Origin of the sequence: Acidovorax sp. PRC11, from assembly GCF_031844105.1 — a bacterium.
Lineage (GTDB): Bacteria > Pseudomonadota > Gammaproteobacteria > Burkholderiales > Burkholderiaceae_C > Paracidovorax.
The window spans coordinates 39,175-61,779 of the sequence record NZ_JAUZUQ010000009.1 but is presented as its reverse complement, the minus strand read 5'-3'; the positions used below and the strand labels follow the sequence as shown (position 1 = coordinate 61,779).

Below are 22,605 nucleotides of genomic sequence, written 5' to 3'. Positions count from 1 at the left end.
CCCAGCCCCATGCCTGTCCCGTCCGCCCCACCCACCACCGACCTGCCCGAAGAGCCCGCCGTGCGCCCTGCCCCGCGGGATTGCCGCGACCTGTTCTGGTCGTTCACCTGGCTGGCGCTGCAGGGATTCGGCGGCGTGCTGGCAGTGGTGCAGCGCGAGCTGGTGGACCGCAAGCGCTGGCTGTCGAACGAGGAGTTCATCGAGGACTGGGCGGTCGCCCAGATCCTGCCGGGGCCCAATGTGGTCAACCTCGCCGTGATGATCGGCGACCGCTATTTCGGATGGCGCGGCGCGGCGGCGGCGCTGGCCGGCATGCTGCTGATGCCCTCGCTGGTGCTGCTGGCGCTGGCCCTGGTGTATGCGCGTTTCGCCCAGCACCCCGCCGTGGCGGGTGCCCTGCGCGGCATGGGGGCGGTGGCGGCGGGCCTGGTGGCCGGCGTGGCCCTGCGCATGGCGGTGGCGCTGCGCACGCATCCGCTGGGGGCGGCCGGCGGCGCCGTGTTCGCGGCGGGCACCTTCGCGGCCATGGCGCTGCTCCAGTGGCCGCTCGCGGCCGTGCTGCTGGCCGTCGGCGGCGCGGCCTGCGCGGCCACGTGGCGGAAGCTGCCGGCATGAGCACCGCGGCCACGATCGCGATGCAGCCCGCGGACTGGCTGCACCTGCTGGGGTATTACCTGTCCCTGTCGCTGCTGACGGTGGGCGGCGCCATCGCCACCGCGCCGGACATGCACCGCTTCCTGGTGGACCGGCAGGCCTGGCTGACCGATCCGCAGTTCAACGCGTCGATCGCCATCGCCCAGGCCGCGCCCGGCCCGAACGTGCTCTTCATCGGGCTGCTGGGCTGGAACGTCGGCCTGAATGCGGGCGGCTGGGCTCTCGGGCTGCTGGGCATGGTGCTGTGCCTGGCGGGCGTGATGCTGCCCAGCACCCTGCTCACCTGGGGGGCCGCACGCTGGGCGCACCGCAACCGCGGCCTGCGTGCGGTCCGCGCCTTCAAGCAGGGCATGACGCCGGTCGTGCTGGGCCTGCTGCTCGCCACGGCCTTCGTCCTGGGCACCGGCCATGGCAGCGTGGCCGGGAGCTGGCGGCTGTGGGCCGTCTCCGCGGCATGCATGCTGCTCGTCTGGCGCACGCGCATCCATCTGCTGTGGCTGCTGGGCGCGGGGGCAGTGCTCGGCGCCCTGGGGTGGATCTGAGCGGGCCGCGGGAACAGGTTATTACACATGCGGCCGTCCCGGGGCGGCCCGCACCGCAACAATGGACCGGACGCGGGGCGTCGGCGAGGCATGCCCCCGCCGTCCGCCTTTTTGCGCCGCCTTCTTCGCTTTCATATCCCCAGGAGACTGTTCCCATGCAATTGCGCCCCCTCGGCCGTTCCGGCCTGCAGGTTTCACCGCTGTGCTTCGGCGGCAATGTGTTCGGCTGGACGGTGGACGAGCCCACGACGTTCTCCCTGATCGATGCCTGGCTGGATGCCGGCTTCAACTTCATCGATACCGCGGACGTGTACTCGCGCTGGAACCCCGGCCACATGGGCGGCGAATCGGAAGCGCTGATCGGCCAGTGGCTCAAGCGCAGCGGCCGGCGCGACCAGATCGTGCTCGCCACCAAGGTGGGCAAGGACATGGGGGACGGCAAGGTGGGCCTGAAGCCGGACTACATCCGCCGCGCGGTGGAAGACTCGCTGCGCCGGCTGCACACCGACTACATCGATCTGTACCAGTCGCACGACGACGATGCCTCCACGCCGCTGGAGGACACGCTCGGCACCTATGCGGACCTGATCCGCGAGGGCAAGGTGCGCGCCATCGGGGCGTCCAACCACACGGCCGCGCGCCTCTCCGAGGCGCTCGCCACCAGCGCGCGCCTGGGCCTGCCGCGCTATGAATCGCTGCAGCCGCTCTACAACCTGTACGACCGCGCGGTGTTCGAGGCCGAACTGCAGCCGCTGTGCGTGGAGCAGCAGATCGGCGTGATCAATTTCTACGCGCTCGCCGCGGGCTTCCTGACGGGCAAGTACCGCACGCAGGACGATGCCGCCAAGAGCGCGCGCGGCGCCAAGACCGTGGAGAAGTACCTCAACCCCCGGGGCCTGCGCATCCTCGCCGAACTCGACGAAGTGGCCGAGCGCTACGAGGCCACGCCGGGGCAGGTCGCGATCGCCTGGCAGCTGGCGCAGCCGGGCATCACCGCGCCGATCGCGAGCGCCACCTCGCTCGAGCAACTGCAGGATCTGGTGCGGGCCGCGCAACTGCAGCTCGACGCCGATGCGCTGGAGGCCCTGAGCCAGGCGAGCGAAGAGACCCCTGACGAGGCCTGACCCTGCCTACCCGTCCGCGTGCGCGCCCGGGGCCGCGGCAGGCCGGTACCACCGCGCGACGCAGGCAGCAGCGTCAGCAGCCGTCCCCGATGCTGCGCCGGTAGGCCGCCAGCGCCTGCACCGTGGTGCAGAGCAGGCCATGCCAGTTGGCGAACCGTGCCACGTCGGCGCCGCGCGCCATCGTGCCGTCGGGGTTCATCAGTTCGCACAGCACCCCGGCCGGCGGCAACCCGGCCAGGCGCGCCAGATCGACGGCCGACTCGGTGTGGCCGCTGCGCTCCAGAACGCCGCCCTGCCGGGCCACGAGCGGGAAGACGTGCCCCGGACTGACCACTTCCGGGACGGCACCCGGCGCCGGGATGCGCAGCGCGCAGCGGACGGTCTGCACCCGGTCCACGGCCGACACGCCGGTGGACACGCCCCAGGCGGCCTCGATGGACTGCGTGAAGGCGGTGGAGAACGACGATCGGTTCACCTCGACCATCGGCCGCAGGCCGAGCGCCCGGGCATGCTCCGGAGGGAGACAGAGGCACACGATGCCGCTGCCTTCGCGGATCATGAGCGCCATGGTGGCTTCGGTGAGGTTGTCGGCGGCGCACACGAGATCGGCCTCGTTTTCGCGGTCGGCATCGTCCAGCACCAGCACGGGGCGGCCGGCCGCGATCTGCGCGAGCACCTCGGCCATCGGCGCGAGGGGGACACCGTCGCCGGCCGGCCTGTGGACAGGCGCGGGCACGACGTCGGACGGGGGTGCATCGCCTGGATGCAAGGCTTCGCGCGTTGCGGACGGCACTGTGGAGGAGATGGCGAGGGATGGGTTCATGGAAACGCTCCTTGTTGAGAGAAAAGAACGTCCCAAGGCTTGTCATGCGGCCGGCCATGCGCGGCCCCGCCCGCTTCGCCGCAGCGAAACGCGCAGGGCACGGCGAAGCGGCCGGGCGCATGGAGAAACCCTGCGCCCGGGCCTGCCGGCAGCATCTTCTTTCATCCGGACTGTGACCGTCGGCCCCAGAATGGACGCAGCCCTGTCGGCCGCCTCGCACTGGGTCTGCTGACCTCCTGCCGTGCGGCGGGAGCGCTCGCGGGCTCGCGGGGCGCGTCGCCGCGCCCTGCCTACCGCCGGTGGGGAATTCCACCCCGCCCTGAAGACCCACGGATTATGCGGCCCACGCGCCGCCTTCAGCCCCCGCGCTGGCGCAGCGCCTCGTAGAGGCAGACGCCGCTCGCCACCGACACGTTCAGGCTCTCCACCGCGCCCTTCATGGGGATGGAGACGAGCTCGTCGCAGGTCTTGCGCGTGAGCTGCCGCATGCCGTCGCCCTCGGCGCCGAGCACGAGCGCCACGGGGCCTTTCAGATCGACCTGGTAGATGGTCCTGGGCGCATCGTCGCTGGTGCCGATGCACCAGATGTTGCGCTCCTTCAATTCGCCCAGCGTGCGCGCGAGGTTGGTGACCATGAAGTACGGCATGGTCTCGGCCGCGCCGCTGGCCACCTTGGCCACGGTGGCGTTGAGGCCCACGGCATGGTCCTTGGGTGCGATGACCGCATGCGCGCCGGCCCCGTCGGCCACGCGCAGGCAGGCGCCCAGGTTGTGCGGATCGGTCACGCCGTCGAGCACCAGCAACAGCGGCTTCTCGATGCCGTCGGCTTCGAGTTGTTCGAGCAGTTCGTCGAGCGAGTGCACCTGCGCGATGGCTTCGACACGCGCGGCCACGCCCTGGTGGCCGTGGCTGCCCGCGAGCTTGGCGATGCGCGGCGCGTCGGCCTCGATGAGGCGCGCGCCGGCTTCCTTGGCACGGTCGAGGAACTGCCGCATGCGCGCATCGCGCCGCGTGGCCTCGTAGTAGATCTCGATGATGGACTGCGGCGCGGTCTTCAGGCGCACGCCCACGGCGTGGAAGCCGAATAGCACTTTGGGGCTGGAGGACATGCGGGCGATTATCCGCGCCCTGGCTCCCCCGCCCTGCGCGCTGCCCGACCGGGGCCGCGCCCGGATCAATCGCCGGGGACGATCCGGCCCGCGTCGATGGTGATGCGCCGGTCGCAGCGCGCCGCGATCGCGCGGTCGTGCGTGACCAGCACGAGCGTGGTGCCGAGTTCGCGGTTCAGGTCGAACATCAGCCGCATGATGGTCTCGCCGGTGGCGAAATCGAGGCTGCCGGTGGGCTCGTCGGCGAGCAGCACGTCGGGCTGCACGACGAAGGCGCGCGCCAGCGCCACGCGCTGCTGCTCGCCGCCCGAGAGCACCTTGGGGTAATGTCCCAGGCGCTGGCCGAGGCCGACGCGGCCCAGCATCTCGGCGGCCAGGGGGCGCGCGTCGCGGCGCTGGGCCAGTTCCAGCGGCAGCATCACGTTCTCGAGCGCGGTGAGGTTGCCCAGCAGCTGGAAGCTCTGGAACACGAAGCCCATGCGCCGTGCGCGCAGGGCCGCGCGGCCGTCCTCGTCGAGCGCGAACAGGTCCTCCCCCGCCAGCCGCACGGTGCCGCGCGTGGGCGTGTCCAGCCCCGCGATGATGGACAGCAGCGTGCTCTTGCCGGAGCCCGAGGCGCCGACGATGGCCACGGTGTCCCTCGCGGCGAGCCGGAAATCGATATCCCGCAGAATGTCGAGCGTGCCGGTGGAATCCGTCACCGACTTGTGCACGTGCTCCACGGCGATGACGGGGGCGCTGGCGGCGGCGGTGGAGGAGGAAGGAGTTTCCGGCGGTGTTTCCGACATGAAAGGTGCTCTTGCAGTGATGCGATTCGATGCGTTCCGGCGTGACTTTATCGTGGCGGCCATGGGGGCCTGGGCCCTGGGGCTTTGCATGCCCTCCGCAGGGGCGCAGCCGGCGCCTGCAGGCGGCAAACCCGTGATCCTCGTGGTGGGCGATTCGCTGAGCGCCGAGTACGGGCTCGCACGCGGCACGGGCTGGGTGGCGCTGCTGGAGAAGAAACTGGCCGCGGAGAAGATCTCGGCCACGGTGGTGAACGCCAGCGTGAGCGGCGACACCACGGCGGGCGGGCGCTCGCGCCTGCCGGCTCTGCTCACCCAGCACCGGCCGACGCACGTGGTGCTGGAGCTGGGGGGCAACGACGCCCTGCGCGGCCTGCCCATGCAGGGCACGGAGGCGAACCTGCGTGCCATGGCGGAGGCGTCGAAGAAGGCCGGCGCCCAGGTGCTGGTCGTGGGCATGCAGGTGCCACCGAACTACGGCTCCGACTACACGCGCCGGTTCGAGAAGGTGTTCGCCGCCGTCGCCGAGGCCACGGGCGCGGGCCTCGTGCCCTTCCTGCTCAAGGGCGTGGCGGACAGGCCCGATGCGGCGGCGCTGTTCCAGGCCGACCGCATCCACCCCCGCGCCGAGGCGCAGCCGGCCATGCTGGCGAACGTCTGGTCCGAGCTGCGCAAGCTGCTGCGCTGAGCCCGGGAAGACGCTGCGCCGCGTCAGGCCGCCGTTCCGGTTCCTTCGCCGGGCGCCCGGCCGGCTTCACCGGCATCGGCAGCGTCATTGCCGTCCTGCCCGGACTCCTGCGCCGGGTCGTCGCTCTTGCGCTGGGACTTGGCCAGCGCCTTTTCTTCCTTCTTTTTCTTCTTGGCGAGCTCGCGCTGCCGCTTTTCGTAACCGTAGTTGGGTGTTGCCAAGATGGGGCCCCCTTTATGTGATGCTGAATGGAAGGCCAATGTAGCAGCACGCCGCGCATGGCCTTGCGAAAAATCAGAAATGGCGGCGGAGCGCGGACGGCCCGCGCCCGCGCGTTCAGTCCGTGAAAGCGGCCGCGAGTGCCTGGGCCAGGTCGGCGCGCAGATCCCGCGGGTCCTCCAGGCCCACCGAGAACCGCACCACCGTGCCGGGGCGCAGGTGCGGCGTGGGCCGCGCGCGCATGGTGCGCAGCTCGTAGGGGACGACGAGGCTCATCGGCCCGCCCCAGCTGTAGCCGAGCTTGAACAGCTGCAGTGCATCGCAGAACGCATCCACGCGGGCCTGCCCGTGGCGCTCGTCGATGACCACGCTGAAGAGGCCCGCCGCTGCGCCCTCGCCGCCTTCGCGGGCACACAACGCTGCCCAGTGCGCATGGCCAGGCGAGTCTTCGAGTGCCGGGTGCAGCACCTGCACGACCGCAGGGTGCCCGCCGATCCAGCGCGCCAGGTCGCGGGCGGCCGCGTCGTGGGCGCGGTAGCGCAGGCCGATGCTGGGCAGCGAGCGCAGCACGGCTTCGGCATCGTTGGCTCCCACGCCGAGCCCGAGGCGCATGTGGGTGAGCTTGATCCGCAGGTGCAGGGCCGCATCGCGGGTGATGACGCTGCCCATGAGCACGTCGCCCCCGCCGCTCGGGTACTTGGTGAGGGCGTGGGCGGAAATGTCCACGCCCAGCTGGCCGTCGCCCAGCAGGTCGAACGGCTGGAACGCGATGCCCGCGCCCCAGGTGTTGTCCAGCACCGTCGTCACGCCGCGCGCACGGCAGATGCGCACCTGCTCCACGAGGTCCGGGAATTCCAGCGTGACCGAGCCCGGCGCTTCGAGCCAGACCAGCCGCGTGGCGTCGGTGATGCGCGCGGCCAGGTCGGCGGGGTCGAGCGGATCGTAATAGGCATGGCGGATGCCGTACCGCGCGAGTTCGACCTCGGCCAGCGACTTGTTGGGGCCGTAGGCGTTGTCGGGAATCAGCACTTCGTCGCCGGTGCGCAGCAGCGAGAGCGCCACGTTGGCGATGGCGGCGAGGCCGCTGGGCACCAGGACGCACTGCAGGCCGCCTTCGAGCGTGCAAAGCCGCTCTTCCAGCATGTAGGTGGTGGGCGTGCCGTGCAGGCCGTAGGTGTAGCCGGTCTTGTCCTTCCACTCGCGCGCGCGCATCGCCGCGACGTCGGGGAAGATGACGGTGGAAGCCTTGTGCACCGCGGGCTGGGGCGCGGAGAACCCCGCCGGCGGAACATACGGATGGTGGATGAGCCGGGTGTCCGGCCCGGCGCCCGGGGGGGCGTCGTGGGTGGAAGAAGTCATGCGGCGATGGTATCGCCGCCGGCACCCGGGGTCAGCCCACCGCGCCCGGACTGACGGTGAGCTGGTTCACCACCGAGTTCACGCCCTTGACCTCCTGGGCGATGCGGGCGGCGCGCTCGCGGGCCACTTCGTTCTTCACCGGGCCATTGAGCGTGACGATGCCGTTGCGCGTGTCCACATCGATCTTGATGGCGCTCAGCTCGGCGTCCTGCGCGAGTCCGGCCTTGACCTTGGCGCTGATGCCGGCGTCGTCCATCACCTCCGCAGCGCGGGCCGCGGCCTGGCGCGATGCCTGGCCGGCCTCGGTGGCTGCGGCCTCCATGCGGCGTTGCGCGTCCGAGGCCGCATCGCCCGTGCGCTCGATGGTGGCGTCGATCTTCTGGCCGACGGTCTGGCCGTCCTGGCGGTCGCAGGCGGCCAGGCCGAAAGCCAGCGCGGTGGCCGTCAGGATGGCGATGGCGCGGGGCGTGTGGCGTGCGCGGGAATCGGAGCGGGTGGGGGCAGCGTGGGCCATGGCAGCGTCCTCGGAAAAACGTTCGGAAATCGGGTGATGAGCGAAATGTAGGCTCGACCATAGGCGCGGGGTGGTCAGACAACGCCGAAGCGGGTGTAGGACGCTTGGGGCGAGAATCCCCCCATGCCCTCCGTTCCCTCCCCCGAGCCGTCCGCGAGCGCCGGACGCTCCGCCCGCTTCCGCGCCCTGCTGCTGCACTGGCTGCCCTTCCTCGGCTGGCCCCGGCCGGATGCGCGACTGCTGCGCGGCGAGTTCTGGGCCGGCATGACGGTGGGGCTGATGCTGGTGCCCCAGGGCGTCGCCTATGCGGCCCTCGCAGGCATGCCGCTGGTGACGGGCATCTACGCTTCGCTTGTCCCGGCGCTGGTGGCGGTGCTGTGGAGTTCCTCGACGCGGCTGGGCGTGGGCCCCACGGCGCTCACCGCCCTGCTGATCGGCGCATCGCTCACCGGCATGGCCGAGCCCGGCAGCGCCGACTGGGTGGCGCTGGCCGCCTGGATGGCGATCCTGTCCGGGCTGCTGCAGCTCGCGCTGGGCGTGGCGCGGTTCGGCTGGCTGCTCAATCTCGTCACGTCGCCGGTGCTGAACGGTTTCACCCAGGCGGCGGCGCTGCTGATCCTCGCCTCGCAGCTGCCGGCGCTGCTGGGGCTGCGCACCAGCTGGCAGGCGCTGTCCGATGCGCCGTCGATCCACCATTTCGACGGCACGGCAGCGGCGTTCGGGCTCGGCAGCCTCGCCCTGCTGATGCTCGCGCGCCGCTGGCGCCCGGGCTTTCCCTCGGCCATCATCATCGTGGGGCTGGCCGGGCTGGCCAGTTGGTGGATCGGTTATGCCGACCACGACGGCGCCGTGGTGGGCCACCTGCCCTCCGGGCTGCCGCAGCCCTACTGGCCGGGCTGGCTGGGCTGGGACCAGTTCGGCCAGTTGCTGATGCCCGTGCTCGTGGTCACGCTGGTGAGTTTCCTGGAAACGGCCTCGTCGGCCAAGGTCGAGCACCAGCAGGGAGGCACGCGCTGGAACGAGAACCAGGACCTGATCGCCCACGGGATGGCCAAGGTGAGCTCGGGCCTGTGCGGGAGCTTCGCCACCAGCGCGTCGTTCTCGCGTTCGGCGATCAACCTGTATGCCGGCGCGAAAAGCGGCTGGGCGACGCTGTTCGCGCTGGCGCTGGTGCTCGCGGTGCTGCTCTGGCTGACGCCGGCGCTCTACCACGTGCCGCAGTCGGTGCTGGCGGCGGTGGTGGTCGCGGCCGTGACCAGCCTCATCAAGCCGGGGGTGCTGCTGCGCCTGTGGCGCGTCTCGCGCGTCGAGGCGCTGATCGGCGGGATGACGTTCTTCCTGACGCTGGCCACCGCGCCGCGCATGTACTGGGGCGTGCTGGCGGGGCTGGTGATGAACCTCGGCCACTTCCTCTACCAGCGGCTGCACCCCCGCATCATCGAGGTGGGGCTGCACCCGGACGGAAGCCTGCGCGACCGCCACCTCTGGCTGCTGCCGCCGCTCGCCCCGGACCTGCTGGCGCTGCGCATGGATGCCGAACTCGATTTCGCTTCGGCGGCGGCGCTGGAACGCCGGGTGGCCGACCACCTCGCGGCGCACCCGGCCGTGCGGCATGTCTGTCTTTTCGCGCTGCCGATCAACCGGATCGACGTGACGGGCGTTGAGTGCTTCGCCCGCTTGCGGGCGATGGCGCGCGCCCAGGGCGGCGCGCTGCACGTGAGCGGCATGAAGCTGCCCGTGGAGCAGGTGCTGCGCCGCGGCGGCTTGCTCGACGGGCCGGGCCTCGTGCTCTACCGGACGGACGCGGAAGCGCTGACGGCTTTGCAACGATTCTGTTCGTAGCCGGCTATGGATGGGCTGAGGCTGATACACTCCCGATACCTTGCTTGTTGCATTTTGTGTCTGAATCTGAGACCCCTCACACTGTGGACCTGCGCGACCTGCGCCTGACGACTGCGCATGCCCTGGTCGCGCAGGCGCTGGGTTCCGAATCCGCGATCCCCAGTGAGACACCGCTGCACTACCTGCAGGGGTTGATCGACGGCCTCTGCGAGCTCTCCCTCAAGGACCCCCTCACCGGGCTGGCCAACCGGCGGCATTTCCGCACCGTCCTGGAGCGCGAGATCGACCGGGTGACGCGCGCAGGCGAGGCCGCGCTGCTGCTGATGCTGGACATCGACCACTTCAAGCGGGTGAACGACACCTACGGCCACATGGCCGGGGACATCGTCCTGCAGTCGATCGCCCGCACGCTGAGCCGCTGCGTGCGCCCCATGGACACCCTCTCGCGTTACGGCGGCGAAGAATTCGCCGTCGTGCTGCCCGCCTGCCACGCCGGGTTCGGGCGCGTGGTGGCCGAGCGCATCCGCCGCGCGGTGGAGCGCACCCCGGTCCGCATCTCGCCCACCGTCGAGCTCAACGTCACCGTCAGCATCGGCGGCGCGTTCGCGCTCCAGTGGATCCGCAGCACGACGTTGCTGTGGACCGAGCGCGCCGACAGCCAGCTCTACAAGGCGAAGGTGGCGGGCCGCAACCGCGTCAGCATCGAGGAGCAGCCGGACAGCACCGTGACGGCGGAAGAGAAGAGCCTGCTCTTCGGCCCGCTGTACACTCCCTCGGGCTGGGGCGATCTGCCCCCGGCTTTGGATTCCACAGGCAGCGCCTATTGAAAGCACAGAGATGACCGACGCGCTGTCACCCCGCTCCACGCCCCCGGCGCCCCAGGCGCCCGGTCCGGGCCGGCCTCCTGCTCCGGCGGCCGGCGCACGCATCATTGCCATCACGAGCGGCAAGGGCGGCGTGGGCAAGACCTTCGTTTCCGCCAACCTCGCCGCCGCCCTCACCCGCCGCGGCTACCGCGTGCTGGTGCTCGATGCCGACCTCGGCCTCGCCAACCTCGACGTGGTGCTCAATCTCCATCCCAAGGTCACGCTGCACGACGTGTTCACCGGCAAGGCGGACCTGGACGATGCCGTGATCCAGGCACCCGGCGGCTTTTCCGTCGTGCTCGCGGGCTCCGGCATGGTCGAGTATTCGCGGCTCACCCCCGAGGTGCGCAGCGAGTTCCTCAACGTGATCCAGACGCTGGCGCCGCGTTTCGACGTGCTGCTGCTGGACACCGGCGCCGGCATCTCCGACGTCGTGCTGTTTTCGGTGTCGCTCGCCTCCGAGGTGCTCATCGTGGCCACGCCCGAGCCCACCTCGCTCACCGACGCCTATGCCGCGATCAAGGTGCTCGCCACCCAGCAGAAGCGACCCTACGTGCGCATCGTCGTCAACCAGGCCGCCCGCCCGGGCGACGGCCGGGCGATTACCGGCCAGCTGCAGCAGGTGCTGGAGCGCTTCGTGAGCACCGATTCCGGCCGTCCGATGCGCCTGCTGCACATGGGGGACATCCCGGCCGACACGGCAGTGCGCGACGCGGTCATGCGCCGCCAGCTGCTGCTGCTGCAGATGCCCGGATGCCCCGCCGCGCTGGCGATTGCGCAGCTGGCCAACAAGATCGACACCACCCTGCTCTCGCCGGCGACCTGACGGTGACGGCCCGGGGCGCGCACGGCCCCGCCGTCCGGTGCGTCCCGGCCCCGTCTCCCGCGATGAACCAGCCCGACATCCTCAACATCTCCAGCTACCTGTTCGTGCCGCTGCCCGACGCCGCGGCGTTGCGCGACCGGCTGCACGAACGCTGCCTGGCCGACGGACTCAAAGGCACCATCCTGCTGGCCGAGGAAGGCATCAATCTGTTCCTGGCGGGGCCCGCCGGCACGGTGCGCGGTTTCGTGGACTGGCTCCGGCGCATGGACGGGCGCTTCGCGGCGCTGGAACCCAAGGAGAGCTGGTCGGCCAGCCAGCCCTTCCGCAAGATGCTGGTGAAGGTCAAGCGCGAGATCATCCGCATGGACCATCCCGCCATCCGCCCCGCCGAGGGGCGCGCGCCGGCAGTGGATGCGCCCACGCTCCATCGCTGGCTCGCCCAGGGCCACGACGATGCGGGCCGGCCGGTGGTGACGCTCGACACGCGCAATGCGTTCGAGGTGGACCACGGCACCTTCGAGGGCGCCATCGACTGGCGCATCGGGAAGTTCACCGAGTTCCCGCCCGCGCTGCGCGCCCACAAGTCCGAGCTGGCGGGCAAGACGGTGGTGAGTTTCTGCACGGGCGGCATCCGCTGCGAGAAGGCGGCGATCCTCATGCGCGAGGAAGGCATCGAGAACGTCTACCAGCTCGAGGGCGGCATCCTCAAGTACTTCGAGCAGACGGACGGCGCGCACTACCGCGGCGGCTGTTTCGTGTTCGACGAACGCGAGGTGCTGGCCAGCGACCTCTCGGCACCCGGCACGGCGTCGTCCGCCACCGAAGACCGCTGAAGGCCCGCGCTCAGCGCTTGAAATGGCGTTCCGGCAGCGGGATGCGTTCCGGATCGCCGGGCACGGCGCCCATGTGTCCGGCCTCCCAGTCGTCCGCGGCCCGCTCGATGCGCTCCTTGCTGCTGGACACGAAGTTCCACCAGATGTGCCGGTGGCCGTCCAGTGGCGCGCCGCCGATGACCGCGCAGCGCACCGGGTCGCTGCCGGTGGCCTGCAGCCGCACCGGGCCAGGCCGCTGCAGCACGGCCAGGATGCCGGCGGACGGGTCCACAGCCGCCTGCCCCGCCGCGTCCTGCAGCCGCAGCGCACCCTCCACCACATAGACGGCCATTTCGGGCGCGAGCGCGGGCAGCTCCAGCGCGCCGCCCGCAGGCAGCCGCACGTCCAGGTAGAGCGTGGGCGAGAGCGTGGCCACGGGCGAGGTGGCGCCGAAGGCGCTGCCGATCAGCACGCGCACGCAGCCGCCCTGCGCGTCCTGCACCTCCGGTATCGCATCGGCGGGGGTATGGACGAAAGCCGGCGGCACATCCTCGTGCCCAGCGGGCAGCGCGGCCCAGAGCTGCAGGCCGTGGTTCACGTAGTGCGCGCCGCGCAGGCGGTCCGGACGGCGCTCCGAATGCACGATGCCGCGCCCGGCCGTCATCCAGTTGATCGCGCCGGGGCGGATCTCCTGCCCGGATCCGAGGCTGTCGCGGTGCATGATCGCGCCGTCGAACAGGTAGGTGACGGTCGCCAGGCCGATGTGCGGATGGGGCCGCACGTCGAACTCGGACTCCGGCTGCACCGCGATCGGGCCGAAATGGTCGAAGAACACGAACGGTCCGACGGACCGCCGCTGCAGCGCCGGCAGCAGCCGCCGCACATGGAAGCCGCCGCCCAGGTCCTTGGCATGGCCGCCGAGCAGCAGGAAGGGCGACGCCGGATCGGCGGCGGAAGAAAAGGTGTTCGTGTCCATGGCGGGCCTCCGTGCGGTGATCGCCCGCGCCGCGCAGGTGCGGGCCGGGCCAAAGCGGAATGTACGCGGCGGGGCCTCGTGGCGCCCGCCGCCGGCCCTCAACCGCGCAGGCGTTGCGTGATCTGCGCCACGCGGGCGCCGTAGGCGCGGCCGGTTTCCAGGTCGCCGGGCAGCATTTCCTGCACGCTGGCATCCGAGGGGCTTTGCGCGAGCAGGCCCACGGAGCCGCCGAGGTTGTTGGGGTCGTTGCGCTGGGCGGCCTTGCTGTTGCTCGGCAGCATGCCGAGGCTCACCCAGATGCCGCCATGCTGCGATGCCAGCGTCTGCAGCGCGATCAGCGTCACCTGTTTGTCGCCGTTCAGGCTGGCGCTGTTGGTGAAGCCGCCGAACACCTTGTCCTGCCAGGCCCGGCTGAACCATGCCTTGGACGACGCATCCGCGAACTTCTTGAACTGCCAGCTCGGGCTGCCCATGTACGTCGGCGTGCCGAAGATGATGCCGTCGGCTTCGGCCAGGGTGTCCCACGCGCCTTCGGGCAGGTCGCCGTCGGCATCGATGGCGATGAGCTGGGCGTCGGCGCCCTCGGCGACGGCCTGGGCCAGGCGCTGGGTGTGGCCGTAGCCGGAGTGGTAGACGACTGCGATCTTTGCCATGGAAGAGACTCCTTGAGATGGAATGGAAGCGGCGGTGAAGAAAGGGAAAGAAACGGATGGGAGCGGGCAGCCGGCGGGGCGCTTTTCGGGGGTAACCGCGGCCGTCACGCGGCGAGGTCGAACACCAGCACTTCGGCGGCCGAGCCCCGGCCCAGCCGCAGGCACTCCTCCTGCAGCATGAAGACCGCGTCGCCCGCCGCGAGCGGATGGCCGTTGGCCTCCAGGCTGCCGCGCAGCAGATGGACGTAGCATTTGCGGGCAGGATCCAGCGGCAGTTCGGCCGCCTGCGGCCCATCGAACAGGCCCGCATGGAGACGCACATCGGCCTGGACCGCCAGCACCGGCCCCGAAGGCTCGGCGGGGCCGTCCAGCGCCGCGTGCGCGGGGGCTGCCAGCAGATGGAGACGGCCGGCGGGCCGGCGCGCGGGCCCGGGCACCTGGGCGCCGTCCGGCGCCCGATCCCGCGGGGCGGGGTCGATCCAGATCTGCAGGTAATGCGCGGCCCGGTCCGGCAGCGGATTGAATTCGGCACAGGTGGTCCCGGCGCCGGCGCCCATGCGCTGCACGCAGCCGGCGGGGACGGACTGCACCCGGCCGCTGCAGTCGCGGCTGGCCAGCTCGCCGGACACGACGTAGCTCAGGATCTCCAGGTCGCGGTAGCCGTGCTGGCCCAGACCGGCGCCGGGGGCGATCCAGTCCTCGTTCAGCACCCGCAGGTTCCCGAAGCCCATGTACCGCGGATCGCGGTAACCGGCGAAGGAGAAGCTGTGGAGCGATCGCAGCCAGCCGTGGTCGGCATGGCCCCGGTCGCAGGATTTGCGGACGGTCAGCATGGGCGGTGCATCGGGCAGAAACGCCACTGTAGAAGTCGCTCCTGGCTTGCGGGCACAGCGCGATTGAAGGCATCATTCAAAACCTTTGAACCCTGGCTGCCCATGACGATTCCCGCCCCCGCACGCGACGTGCTCACGCCCGACAGCCTGGCCATGTTGCAGGTGATCGCGGAGACCGGCAGTTTCGCCGCGGCGGCACGGCAGCTCGGGGTGGTGCCCAGCGCGCTCACCTACCGCGTGCGCCAGATCGAGGAGGCGCTCGACGTGCTGCTGTTCGACCGCAGCGCCCGGCAGGCGCGGCCCACCGAAGCGGGCGGCGAGCTGCTGCGCGAGGGCGCACGCCTGCTGGAGGAAGTGGAGGCCGTGGCCCACCGCGTGCGCCGCGTGGCCACCGGCTGGGAGCCGCAGCTCACGATCGCGGTCGACGGCGTGATCGCCCCCACGACGATGCTGGAGCTGGTGGAGGCGTTCTACGCGCAGTCGCCGCCCACGCGGCTGAAGCTGCGCGACGACATCCTCACCGGCACGCTCGAAGCGCTGACCTCCGGCCGTGCGGACCTGGCCATCGGCGTGGCGGTGAACGCCTCCAATGCCTCCGGGCTGCAGGGCGCGGTGATCGGCGATCTGCTGTTCCTCTTCACCGTGGCGCCGCACCACCCGCTCGCGACCGTGCCGGGCCCGCTGACCGACACGGTGCTGCGGCAGCACCGCGCCATCGCCGTGGCGGATTCCGCGCAGCGCGGCGGTGTCACCATGGGCCTGCTGGGCGGACAGGACGTGTTCACCGTGGGCGGCATGCAGACCAAGCTGCAGGCCCAGTTGCGCGGCCTGGGCGCCGGCTTTCTGCCCGAACCCATGGTGCGGCCCTACGTGGAGGCGGGGCGCCTGGTGGTGCGCGAGGTGGCGCGGCCGGCGCGGCGCGTCCGGCTGCACTACGCATGGGGCGGCGCAGGACATGCGGCGCCCGGCCGCGCGCTGCAGTGGTGGCTGCAGCAGCTCGAGAGCCCGACCACCCGCGCCGCCCTGCTGGAGAACCACCACCCTTTCTGATGGAGGCGCGATGCAGCGCGGGAAAGGCCGTTTTCCCGGTGCCCGGGGCCTTCCGCGCCGTGTAGAGTGGCCCCATGCGCGGACGGCGCCACGCGCTCCGCGACCCAGAAGCTTTCCATGAAAGGCCGGACCATGACCCCTTCCCGATCCCGCTCACGGGCCCGCGGCACCGCCGCCCAGGTTGCCGCAGGAGGCGCCGCCGACGCGCCCCGGCGCATCGCCGTGGTCGGCGCAGGCATGGCCGGCATCGCCTGCGCGCGCACGCTGGCGCAGGCGGGCCACCACCCCGTGGTCTTCGAGCGGTCGGACCGCCCGGGGGGCCGGATGTCCACGGTGGATTCGCCCTTCGGCGGATTCGATGCGGGCGCCCAGTACTTCACGGTGCGCGATGCGCGCTTCGCCCGGGCGCTGGAGACGGTGCCCGGCCTGTGCCGGCCCTGGAGCGCGAGCAGCGTGCGCGTGCTGGACGCCGCGGGCCGCCAGGCCGCGGCCGCGCCGCCGCCCCGCGAGCCGCACTGGGTGGCCACGCCGGGCATGCAGTCGCTGGTGGCCACCTGGGCCGAACCGCTGGCACGTGCCGGCCGGCTGCTGCCGGGCCTGCAGGTGGACCGCATCGGCGCCGACCCGCTGCAGCCCGGCCGCTGGCAACTGCACACCCTCGGCGCGGGCGGCGCCCGGCAGGTGCATGCCGGTTTCGACGCCGTGCTGCTCGCCCTGCCGGCCTCGCGGGCACGCGCCCTGCTGGAGGGTCCGGGCCTGCCCGCTGCCTCGGCCGAGGGCCTGGAGAACGTCGAGGTCGCTCCGTGCTGGACGCTGATGCTGGCGTACCCGCATGCGGTGCAGCCCGGCCTGACCACCCTCGGGCCGCAATGGAACGCGGCGCGCAGCACGCACCACCGCATCGCCTGGATGGCCCGCGAATCCTCCAAGCCCGGACGCGCGGCGGTGGAGCGCTGGACCGTGCAGGCCAGCCCCGCCTGGTCGCAGGAACACCTGGACGACGCGCCCGACCGCGTGCAGGCCAAGCTGCTGCGGGCGTTCGCGGAAGTGACGGGCCTGCGCGCCGCGCCCGTGCATGCCGATGTGCTGTGCTGGCGCGACGCGCAGACGCTGCGCCCGCTCGGCCGCAGCCATGTCTGGGATGGGGCGGCGGGCATCGGCCTGGCCGGCGACTGGTGCCTGGGCCACCGGGTGGAAGACGCGTTCATCTCCGGACTCGAACTCGCCCTCGCCGTGGCATGAGCGGGCGCTACGTCGGCCGCTTCGCGCCCTCGCCCACCGGCCCTCTGCATGCGGGATCGCTGGTGGCGGCGCTGGCGAGCTGGCTGGATGCCCGCACCGCGGACAGCGGCCGCGGCGGCACCTGGCTGGTGCGCATCGAGGACGTGGACACGCCCCGCTGCCAGCCCGGCGCGGCCGAGACCATCCTGCGCCAGCTCGCGGACTGCGGCCTGCACCCCGACGGGCCGGTGCTCTGGCAGTCGGCGCGCCACGTGCGCTACGCCGAGGTGCTCGACCGCCTCGTGCAGGACGGGCTCGCCTATCCGTGCGCCTGCACGCGCGCGGACATCGCCCGCGCGCACCTCCAGAAGCACGGCGAGCGCGACAGGCATGCCGAACTCCCCTACCCGGGCACCTGCCGCCAGGGGCTGGGCGGACGTGCGCCCCGGTCCTGGAGGTTCTACGCGGCACGCTGCCAGGCGCGGCTGCCGCCGGAGGGCATGCCCTCCACCGCCTGGCATGGTGGCGATCCTCCCCGCTTCACCGCATGGGGCGTCGATTGGCACGACCGCCGGCTCGGCGCGCGCCACCAGGACGTGGCGGAAGCCGTCGGAGACTTCGTGCTGCGCCGGGCCGACGGACTGTGGGCCTACCAGCTCGCGGTGGTGGTGGACGATGCGGACCAGGGGGTCACCCATGTGGTGCGTGGCGAAGACCTGCTGGACAACACCCCGCGCCAGCTGCTGCTGCAGCACGCGCTGGGGCTGCCGGCACCGGCCTACCTGCACACGCCGCTGGTCCGGGCGGCCGACGGCGAGAAGCTGTCGAAGCAGCACGGCGCTCCCGCCGTCGATACGCGTGACCCGATCGCGGCGCTGGGCGCTGCCGCGGCAGCGCTCGGGCTTCCAGCTCTGCAGCATCCACACGACAGTAGCGTGTCCGAGGCGCTGGGGCACTGGGCGCAGGCGTGGGCTGGAACCTACAATCGACCATCGTGATCGCAATGCCTTCTCCATCGGCCGACAACGGCCCCGACACCCTTCCCGCACCGCCCGTCCACGGCGGCCCGCCCGCGGACGTTCCCTATCCCAAGGCCATCAAGAGCTACGTCCGGCGCGCCGGACGCACCACCACCGGCCAGGCCAAGGCGCTGGAGGCCTTCGGCGGCCAGTTCGTGCTCGACTACGCCGCCGCGCCGCTCGACGCCACGGCCGCCTTCGGGCGCGAGGCTCCGCTGATCCTTGAGATCGGCTTCGGCATGGGCGACGCGACGGCGCACATCGCCGGCGTGCGCCCCGAGGACAACTTCCTGTGCTGCGAAGTCCACGAGCCGGGCGTGGGCGCCCTGCTCAAGCGCATCGGCGAGCAGGGGTTGTCGAACATCCGCATCCTGCAGCACGATGCCGTCGAGGTGATCGACCACATGCTGCCCGAGGGGTCGCTGGACGGCGTGCACATCTTCTTCCCCGATCCCTGGCACAAGAAGCGCCACCACAAGCGCCGGCTGATCCAGCCGCCCCTGGTCGCCAAGCTCGCACGGCGGCTGCGGCCCGGGGGCTACCTGCACTGCGCCACCGACTGGCAGCCCTATGCGGAGCAGATCCTCGAGGTGCTCTCGGCCGAGCCGCTGCTGGCGAACACCGCGCAAGGCTACGCGCCACAGCCCGATTACCGGCCCCGCACCAAGTTCGAGAACCGCGGCCTGCGGCTGGGGCACGGCGTGTGGGATATCCTGTTCCGGCGAACGTCCTGACCCGTCGCTTCGCCCTCTGCAACGCACCGCACTCCTTTCATGAAGCCCATCCTCGACAATCTGGTCGAAATGACCGGCCACCGCGATCACCTGCGGCTGGAGGTGTCGGTGCTGTCCACGTTGCAGAAGCTGCCCGCCATCAAGAGCGTGCGCGCGCTGGAGGTGTTCCAGTCGCACAACGAGGCCTACGTGAGGCCGCGCACCTGGCACGACAAAGGCCAGATGGTGACGAGCGACTGCGAGGCACCCGCCGACCCCCGCCGGGTGCCGCTGTCGGCCTACCCCGCCCTGCACGAGTGCATCGGCCAGCGGCAGCCGCATGCGCTGCAGACGGTGCGGCGCGGCGAGCACATGCTCTGGATGCCGGTCTGGCTGCACGACCAGGTGCATGCCTGCATCGAGGTCACGCAGTCGCGGCCGTTCTCGGCCCACAAGCTCGACGTGATCCAGAGCGTTTTCCTGGTCTACCAGAACTACCAGAGCCTGCTGGACTACAGCGAGCGCGACGCGCTCACGGGCCTGTTCAACCGCAAGACCTTCGACGAGCAGTTCGCGCGCCGCGGCGGCATCTCCAGCGCCGCGGCGGCGGCGGCGCCCACCGTGGAGGCGGACGGCTCCCAGGAGCGCGACGAACCGCTGCGCCACTGGCTGGCGGTGGTGGACATCGACCATTTCAAGCAGGTCAACGACCGCTTCGGTCATCTCTACGGCGACGAGGTGCTGATCCTGATCGCCAACATCCTGCGCAGCTCCTTCCGCAGCCACGACCGCATCTTCCGCTTCGGTGGCGAGGAGTTCGTGGTGCTGCTGCGCTCGACCACGCTCGCCACGGCCCACAAGGCCTTCAACCGCTTCCGCGACGCGGTGCAGGAGTACCGCTTCCCGCAGGTCGGGCAGGTCACGGTGAGCCTCGGGTTCGCCAGCACCGAACGCGGCGCGCCGGTGGAAATCCTCGGCCAGGCCGACCAGGCGCTCTACTATGCCAAGGAGCACGGCCGCAACCGCGTGTGCTACTACGACGACCTGGTGAACGCGGGCCACCTGCACGTCAAGGTCGCGCACGACGACGTCGAGCTGTTCTGAGCGCGCCGGCGCCCCGCCTCGCCGCCGGGCGGGCGCCATGCAAAAAGGCCCGCGACAGCGGGCCTTTTTGCCGGGAGGCAGGCCAGCCGGCCCGCGTCCATCCCCTCAGGCGCGTTCGCCCACCCAGCCGGCCACCGAGGCCAGCGCCGCGGGCAGCGCCGCGGCATCCGTGCCGCCGGCCATCGCCATGTCGGGCTTGCCGCCGCCCTTGCCGCCCACCTGCTGGGCAACGAAGTTCACCAGCTCGCCGGCCTTCACCTTCGCCATCACGTCGGGCGTGACGCCGGCCGCGATCTGCACCTTGGCACCGTCCACGGCCGCGAGCACGATGGCCGCGCTCTTGAGCTTGTCCTTGAGCTTGTCCATGGTGTCGCGCAGGGTCTTGGCGTCCGCGCCGGGCAGCGTGGCCGCCAGCACCTTCAGGCCCTTGACGTCCACGGCCTGCCCAACCAGCTCGTCGCCCTGGCTGGATGCCAGCTTGCCCTTGAGCGCCGCCACTTCGCGCTCCAGCGCCTTGACCTGGTCGAGCGCCTGGCCGATGCGGCCGGCGAGTTCCGAGGCCGGAGCGCGCAGCGCGCCCGCCGCCCTGGCCACCGTGTCTTCCAGCTGCTGCAGGTAGGCCAGCGCGCCGGCGCCCGTCACCGCCTCGATGCGGCGCACGCCCGCGGCCACGCCGCTCTCGCCCACCACCTTGAAGAGGCCGATGTCGCCGGTGCGGGCGACGTGCGTGCCGCCGCACAGCTCGCGGCTGGTGCCGATGTCGAGCACGCGCACGGTCTCGCCGTACTTCTCGCCGAACAGCATCATCGCGCCGGTCTTCTGGGCGGATTCGATGTCCATCACGCGCGCCCCGGTCGGCGTGTTGGCGAGGATCTCCTCGTTCACGCGGCGCTCGATCTCGCGGATCTGCGCATCGGTCACGGGAGCGTTGTGCGCGAAGTCGAAGCGCGTGCGCTCGGCGTTCACCAGCGAGCCCTTCTGCTGCACGTGGCCGCCCAGCACTTCGCGCAGGGCCTTGTGCATGATGTGCGTGACCGAGTGGTTGCGCATGGTGGCCGCGCGCAGCGCGGTGTCGACGTCGGCCTGCACCGCATCGCCCACGCGCAGCGTGCCGGCCTCCAGGCGGCCGTGGTGGCCGTAGACGTCGGCGCGGATCTTCAAAGTGTCGTCCACCGCGAAGCGCGTGGCGCCCGCATGGATCACGCCCTGGTCGCCCACCTGGCCGCCGCTCTCGGCGTAGAACGGGGTGCCGTCGAGCACCACGACGCCCGACTGGCCGGCCTCCAGCATCTGCGCACTGGTGCCGTCCACGTAGATCGCCACGACCTTCGCGCTCTCGCTCAGCGCCTCGTAGCCGCTGAAGCGGTTGGCTTCGCCGGCGTACTCGAGCGCCTTGTCCATCTTGAACTTGCCGGCGGCGCGGGCCTGGGCCTTCTGCCGGTCCATCGCGGCCTTGAAGCCGTCCTCGTCCACCGTCACGCCGCGCTCGCGGCAGACGTCGTTGGTCAAATCGAGCGGGAAGCCGTAGGTGTCGTGCAGCTTGAAGGCCACGTCGCCGGGCAGCACCTTCGCGCCGCCGCCCAGGGCCGCGTCCAGGATGTCCATGCCGTTGGCCAGCGTCTCGAAGAAGCGTTCTTCCTCGGCCTTGAGCACTTCGGTGATGCGCTGCTCCTGCTCGCGCAGCTTCGGATAGGCGTCGCCCATCTGCACCACGAGATCCTTCACGAGCTTGTGGAAGAACGGCGTCTTGCGGCCGAGCTTGTAGCCGTGGCGGATGGCGCGGCGCACGATGCGGCGCTGCACGTAGCCGCGGCCTTCGTTGCTCGGGATCACGCCGTCGCTCACGAGGAACGCGGTGGCGCGGATGTGGTCGGCGATCACCTTGAGCGACGGGTTGGCGAGGTCGGCGGTGCCGGTCTCGCGCCCGGCCGCCTGGATGAGCGCGGCGAACAGGTCGATCTCGTAGTTGCTGTGCACGTGCTGCAGGATGGCCGCGAGGCGCTCCAGGCCCATGCCGGTGTCCACGCAGGGCGCGGGCAGCGGCGACACGGAGCCGTCCTCGGCCATGTCGAACTGCATGAACACGTTGTTCCAGATCTCGATGAAGCGGTCGCCGTCCTCATCGGGGCTGCCCGGGGGGCCGCCGGCGATGTGCGGGCCGTGGTCGTAGAAGATCTCGGAGCACGGGCCGCAGGGGCCGGTGTCGGCCATCATCCAGAAGTTGTCGGACTTGTAGCGGCCGCCCTTGTTGTCGCCGATGCGGATCACGCGCTCGGGCGGCAGGCCGATCTCCTTCGTCCAGATGTCGTAGGCCTCGTCGTCCTCGGCATAGACGGTGGCGAGCAGGCGCTCCTTCGGCAGGCCATAGACCTCGGTGAGCAGTTCCCAGGCCCACTTCAGCGATTCGCGCTTGAAGTAGTCGCCGAAGGACCAGTTGCCCAGCATCTCGAAGAAGGTGTGGTGGCGGGCGGTGTAGCCCACGTTCTCCAGATCGTTGTGCTTGCCGCCGGCGCGCAGGCAGGCCTGCACGGACGTGGCGCGCACGTAGGGGCGCTTGTCGGTGCCCAGGAACACGTCCTTGAACTGCACCATGCCGGAGTTGGTGAACATCAGCGTGGGGTCGTTGCCCGGCACCAGCGGGCTGGACGGCACCACGGTGTGGCCCTTGGAGGCGAAGAAGTCCAGAAAACTCTTGCGGATGTCGGCAACGGACGACGGCGGGGTCGGTTTCGTCATGGGCGAAAGGGCTGCGAGCCTCGAGTGCGTGGAGCGCGCTGCGGTGAAAGCAGCCGCGGGGATGGTTTGTGAAGCGTAACCCCCGATTCTATCGAGCCGGGCCCGCCGTTCGCCACGCCGCGGGGCCGGCCCTGCCC

Annotated in this window: 23 protein-coding genes and 1 riboswitch; of the genes, 13 read left to right on the top strand and 10 right to left on the bottom strand. The window is 71.2% G+C overall.

Going from position 1 to position 22,605, the window contains the following annotated elements:
- The first annotated feature begins 9 nt into the window (after positions 1 to 9).
- From Q9R47_RS12325 to Q9R47_RS12315, 3 genes are all read left to right on the top strand, one after another.
- On the top strand, positions 10 to 615 hold the full coding sequence (locus Q9R47_RS12325) for a chromate transporter (RefSeq protein ID WP_311233487.1): 606 nt from the start codon (positions 10 to 12) through the stop codon (positions 613 to 615).
- On the top strand, positions 612 to 1,196 hold the full coding sequence (locus Q9R47_RS12320; RefSeq protein WP_311233486.1) for a chromate transporter: 585 nt from the start codon (positions 612 to 614) through the stop codon (positions 1,194 to 1,196). The genes Q9R47_RS12325 and Q9R47_RS12320 overlap by 4 nt, the downstream gene beginning before the upstream one ends.
- Positions 1,197 to 1,351: 155 nt before the next feature.
- The gene (locus Q9R47_RS12315) at positions 1,352 to 2,320 is read left to right on the top strand and encodes an aldo/keto reductase (RefSeq protein WP_311233485.1); all 969 of its coding nucleotides are present in this window, start codon (positions 1,352 to 1,354) and stop codon (positions 2,318 to 2,320) included.
- Between the two features lie 73 nt (positions 2,321 to 2,393).
- Here Q9R47_RS12315 and ribB read toward each other — a convergent pair whose 3' ends face one another.
- From ribB to Q9R47_RS12300, 3 genes are all read right to left on the bottom strand, one after another.
- Positions 2,394 to 3,005 carry a 3,4-dihydroxy-2-butanone-4-phosphate synthase gene (gene ribB, locus Q9R47_RS12310; RefSeq protein WP_311233599.1) on the bottom strand — a complete coding sequence of 204 codons (612 nt, stop codon included), beginning with the start codon at positions 3,003 to 3,005 and terminating at the stop codon, positions 2,394 to 2,396.
- A gap of 287 nt (positions 3,006 to 3,292) precedes the next feature.
- A riboswitch (FMN riboswitch) is annotated at positions 3,293 to 3,474 on the bottom strand.
- A 25-nt stretch (positions 3,475 to 3,499) separates the two neighbouring features.
- Positions 3,500 to 4,252, bottom strand: a complete 753-nt coding sequence (gene rlmB, locus Q9R47_RS12305) for a 23S rRNA (guanosine(2251)-2'-O)-methyltransferase RlmB (protein ID WP_311233484.1) — start codon at positions 4,250 to 4,252, stop codon at positions 3,500 to 3,502.
- Between the two features lie 65 nt (positions 4,253 to 4,317).
- On the bottom strand, positions 4,318 to 5,040 hold the full coding sequence (locus Q9R47_RS12300) for an ABC transporter ATP-binding protein (RefSeq protein ID WP_311233483.1): 723 nt from the start codon (positions 5,038 to 5,040) through the stop codon (positions 4,318 to 4,320).
- A 19-nt stretch (positions 5,041 to 5,059) separates the two neighbouring features.
- Here Q9R47_RS12300 and Q9R47_RS12295 point away from each other — a divergent pair, with 19 nt between their 5' ends.
- Complete coding sequence (locus Q9R47_RS12295) at positions 5,060 to 5,725, top strand: arylesterase (protein WP_311233598.1); 666 nt, start codon at positions 5,060 to 5,062, stop codon at positions 5,723 to 5,725.
- 23 nt (positions 5,726 to 5,748) lie between these two features.
- Here the strand turns inward: Q9R47_RS12295 and Q9R47_RS12290 are convergent, their stop codons facing one another.
- From Q9R47_RS12290 to Q9R47_RS12280, 3 genes are all read right to left on the bottom strand, one after another.
- Positions 5,749 to 5,946: a hypothetical protein gene (locus Q9R47_RS12290; RefSeq protein WP_311233482.1), complete on the bottom strand. Its 198-nt coding sequence runs from the start codon at positions 5,944 to 5,946 to the stop codon at positions 5,749 to 5,751.
- A gap of 115 nt (positions 5,947 to 6,061) precedes the next feature.
- The gene (locus Q9R47_RS12285; RefSeq protein WP_311233481.1) at positions 6,062 to 7,303 is read right to left on the bottom strand and encodes a PLP-dependent transferase; all 1,242 of its coding nucleotides are present in this window, start codon (positions 7,301 to 7,303) and stop codon (positions 6,062 to 6,064) included.
- A 31-nt stretch (positions 7,304 to 7,334) separates the two neighbouring features.
- Entirely contained in the window at positions 7,335 to 7,817 is a 483-nt protein-coding gene (locus tag Q9R47_RS12280) for a BON domain-containing protein (RefSeq protein WP_311233480.1), read from the bottom strand.
- 123 nt (positions 7,818 to 7,940) lie between these two features.
- Here Q9R47_RS12280 and Q9R47_RS12275 point away from each other — a divergent pair, with 123 nt between their 5' ends.
- The 4 genes from Q9R47_RS12275 to Q9R47_RS12260 all read left to right on the top strand — a co-directional run bounded on the left by Q9R47_RS12275 (position 7,941) and on the right by Q9R47_RS12260 (position 12,184).
- Positions 7,941 to 9,659, top strand: coding sequence for a SulP family inorganic anion transporter (locus Q9R47_RS12275; RefSeq protein ID WP_311233479.1), 1,719 nt, complete (start codon positions 7,941 to 7,943; stop codon positions 9,657 to 9,659).
- An 83-nt stretch (positions 9,660 to 9,742) separates the two neighbouring features.
- The gene (locus Q9R47_RS12270) at positions 9,743 to 10,486 is read left to right on the top strand and encodes a GGDEF domain-containing protein (RefSeq protein ID WP_404977136.1); all 744 of its coding nucleotides are present in this window, start codon (positions 9,743 to 9,745) and stop codon (positions 10,484 to 10,486) included.
- 10 nt (positions 10,487 to 10,496) lie between these two features.
- Positions 10,497 to 11,351, top strand: coding sequence for a MinD/ParA family protein (locus tag Q9R47_RS12265; protein WP_311233477.1), 855 nt, complete (start codon positions 10,497 to 10,499; stop codon positions 11,349 to 11,351).
- Between the two features lie 62 nt (positions 11,352 to 11,413).
- Entirely contained in the window at positions 11,414 to 12,184 is a 771-nt protein-coding gene (locus Q9R47_RS12260; RefSeq protein ID WP_311233476.1) for a sulfurtransferase, read from the top strand.
- Positions 12,185 to 12,194: 10 nt separating this feature from the next.
- On the opposite strand, the gene Q9R47_RS12255 is transcribed toward Q9R47_RS12260, so the two are convergent.
- The 3 genes from Q9R47_RS12255 to Q9R47_RS12245 all read right to left on the bottom strand — a co-directional run bounded on the left by Q9R47_RS12255 (position 12,195) and on the right by Q9R47_RS12245 (position 14,625).
- Positions 12,195 to 13,139, bottom strand: coding sequence for a pirin family protein (locus Q9R47_RS12255; protein WP_311233475.1), 945 nt, complete (start codon positions 13,137 to 13,139; stop codon positions 12,195 to 12,197).
- Positions 13,140 to 13,237: 98 nt separating this feature from the next.
- Complete coding sequence (locus Q9R47_RS12250) at positions 13,238 to 13,792, bottom strand: flavodoxin family protein (RefSeq protein ID WP_311233474.1); 555 nt, start codon at positions 13,790 to 13,792, stop codon at positions 13,238 to 13,240.
- Between the two features lie 104 nt (positions 13,793 to 13,896).
- Positions 13,897 to 14,625: a pirin family protein gene (locus tag Q9R47_RS12245; protein WP_311233473.1), complete on the bottom strand. Its 729-nt coding sequence runs from the start codon at positions 14,623 to 14,625 to the stop codon at positions 13,897 to 13,899.
- A 102-nt stretch (positions 14,626 to 14,727) separates the two neighbouring features.
- Between Q9R47_RS12245 and Q9R47_RS12240 the strand changes: the two genes are divergently transcribed.
- The 5 genes from Q9R47_RS12240 to Q9R47_RS12220 all read left to right on the top strand — a co-directional run bounded on the left by Q9R47_RS12240 (position 14,728) and on the right by Q9R47_RS12220 (position 19,732).
- Positions 14,728 to 15,675 carry a LysR family transcriptional regulator gene (locus Q9R47_RS12240; RefSeq protein ID WP_311233472.1) on the top strand — a complete coding sequence of 316 codons (948 nt, stop codon included), beginning with the start codon at positions 14,728 to 14,730 and terminating at the stop codon, positions 15,673 to 15,675.
- Between the two features lie 132 nt (positions 15,676 to 15,807).
- Positions 15,808 to 16,917, top strand: coding sequence for an FAD-dependent oxidoreductase (locus tag Q9R47_RS12235; RefSeq protein ID WP_311233471.1), 1,110 nt, complete (start codon positions 15,808 to 15,810; stop codon positions 16,915 to 16,917).
- Positions 16,914 to 17,894 (top strand): tRNA glutamyl-Q(34) synthetase GluQRS, encoded by a 981-nt coding sequence (gluQRS, locus tag Q9R47_RS12230; protein WP_311233470.1) that lies wholly within the window; start codon positions 16,914 to 16,916, stop codon positions 17,892 to 17,894. The genes Q9R47_RS12235 and gluQRS overlap by 4 nt, the downstream gene beginning before the upstream one ends.
- Before the next feature lie 5 nt (positions 17,895 to 17,899).
- Positions 17,900 to 18,649 (top strand): tRNA (guanosine(46)-N7)-methyltransferase TrmB, encoded by a 750-nt coding sequence (gene trmB, locus Q9R47_RS12225; RefSeq protein WP_311233469.1) that lies wholly within the window; start codon positions 17,900 to 17,902, stop codon positions 18,647 to 18,649.
- A gap of 39 nt (positions 18,650 to 18,688) precedes the next feature.
- Positions 18,689 to 19,732, top strand: a complete 1,044-nt coding sequence (locus Q9R47_RS12220) for a GGDEF domain-containing protein (protein WP_311233468.1) — start codon at positions 18,689 to 18,691, stop codon at positions 19,730 to 19,732.
- A 105-nt stretch (positions 19,733 to 19,837) separates the two neighbouring features.
- On the opposite strand, the gene alaS is transcribed toward Q9R47_RS12220, so the two are convergent.
- Positions 19,838 to 22,468: an alanine--tRNA ligase gene (gene alaS, locus Q9R47_RS12215; protein ID WP_311233467.1), complete on the bottom strand. Its 2,631-nt coding sequence runs from the start codon at positions 22,466 to 22,468 to the stop codon at positions 19,838 to 19,840.
- Positions 22,469 to 22,605: the final 137 nt, after the last annotated feature.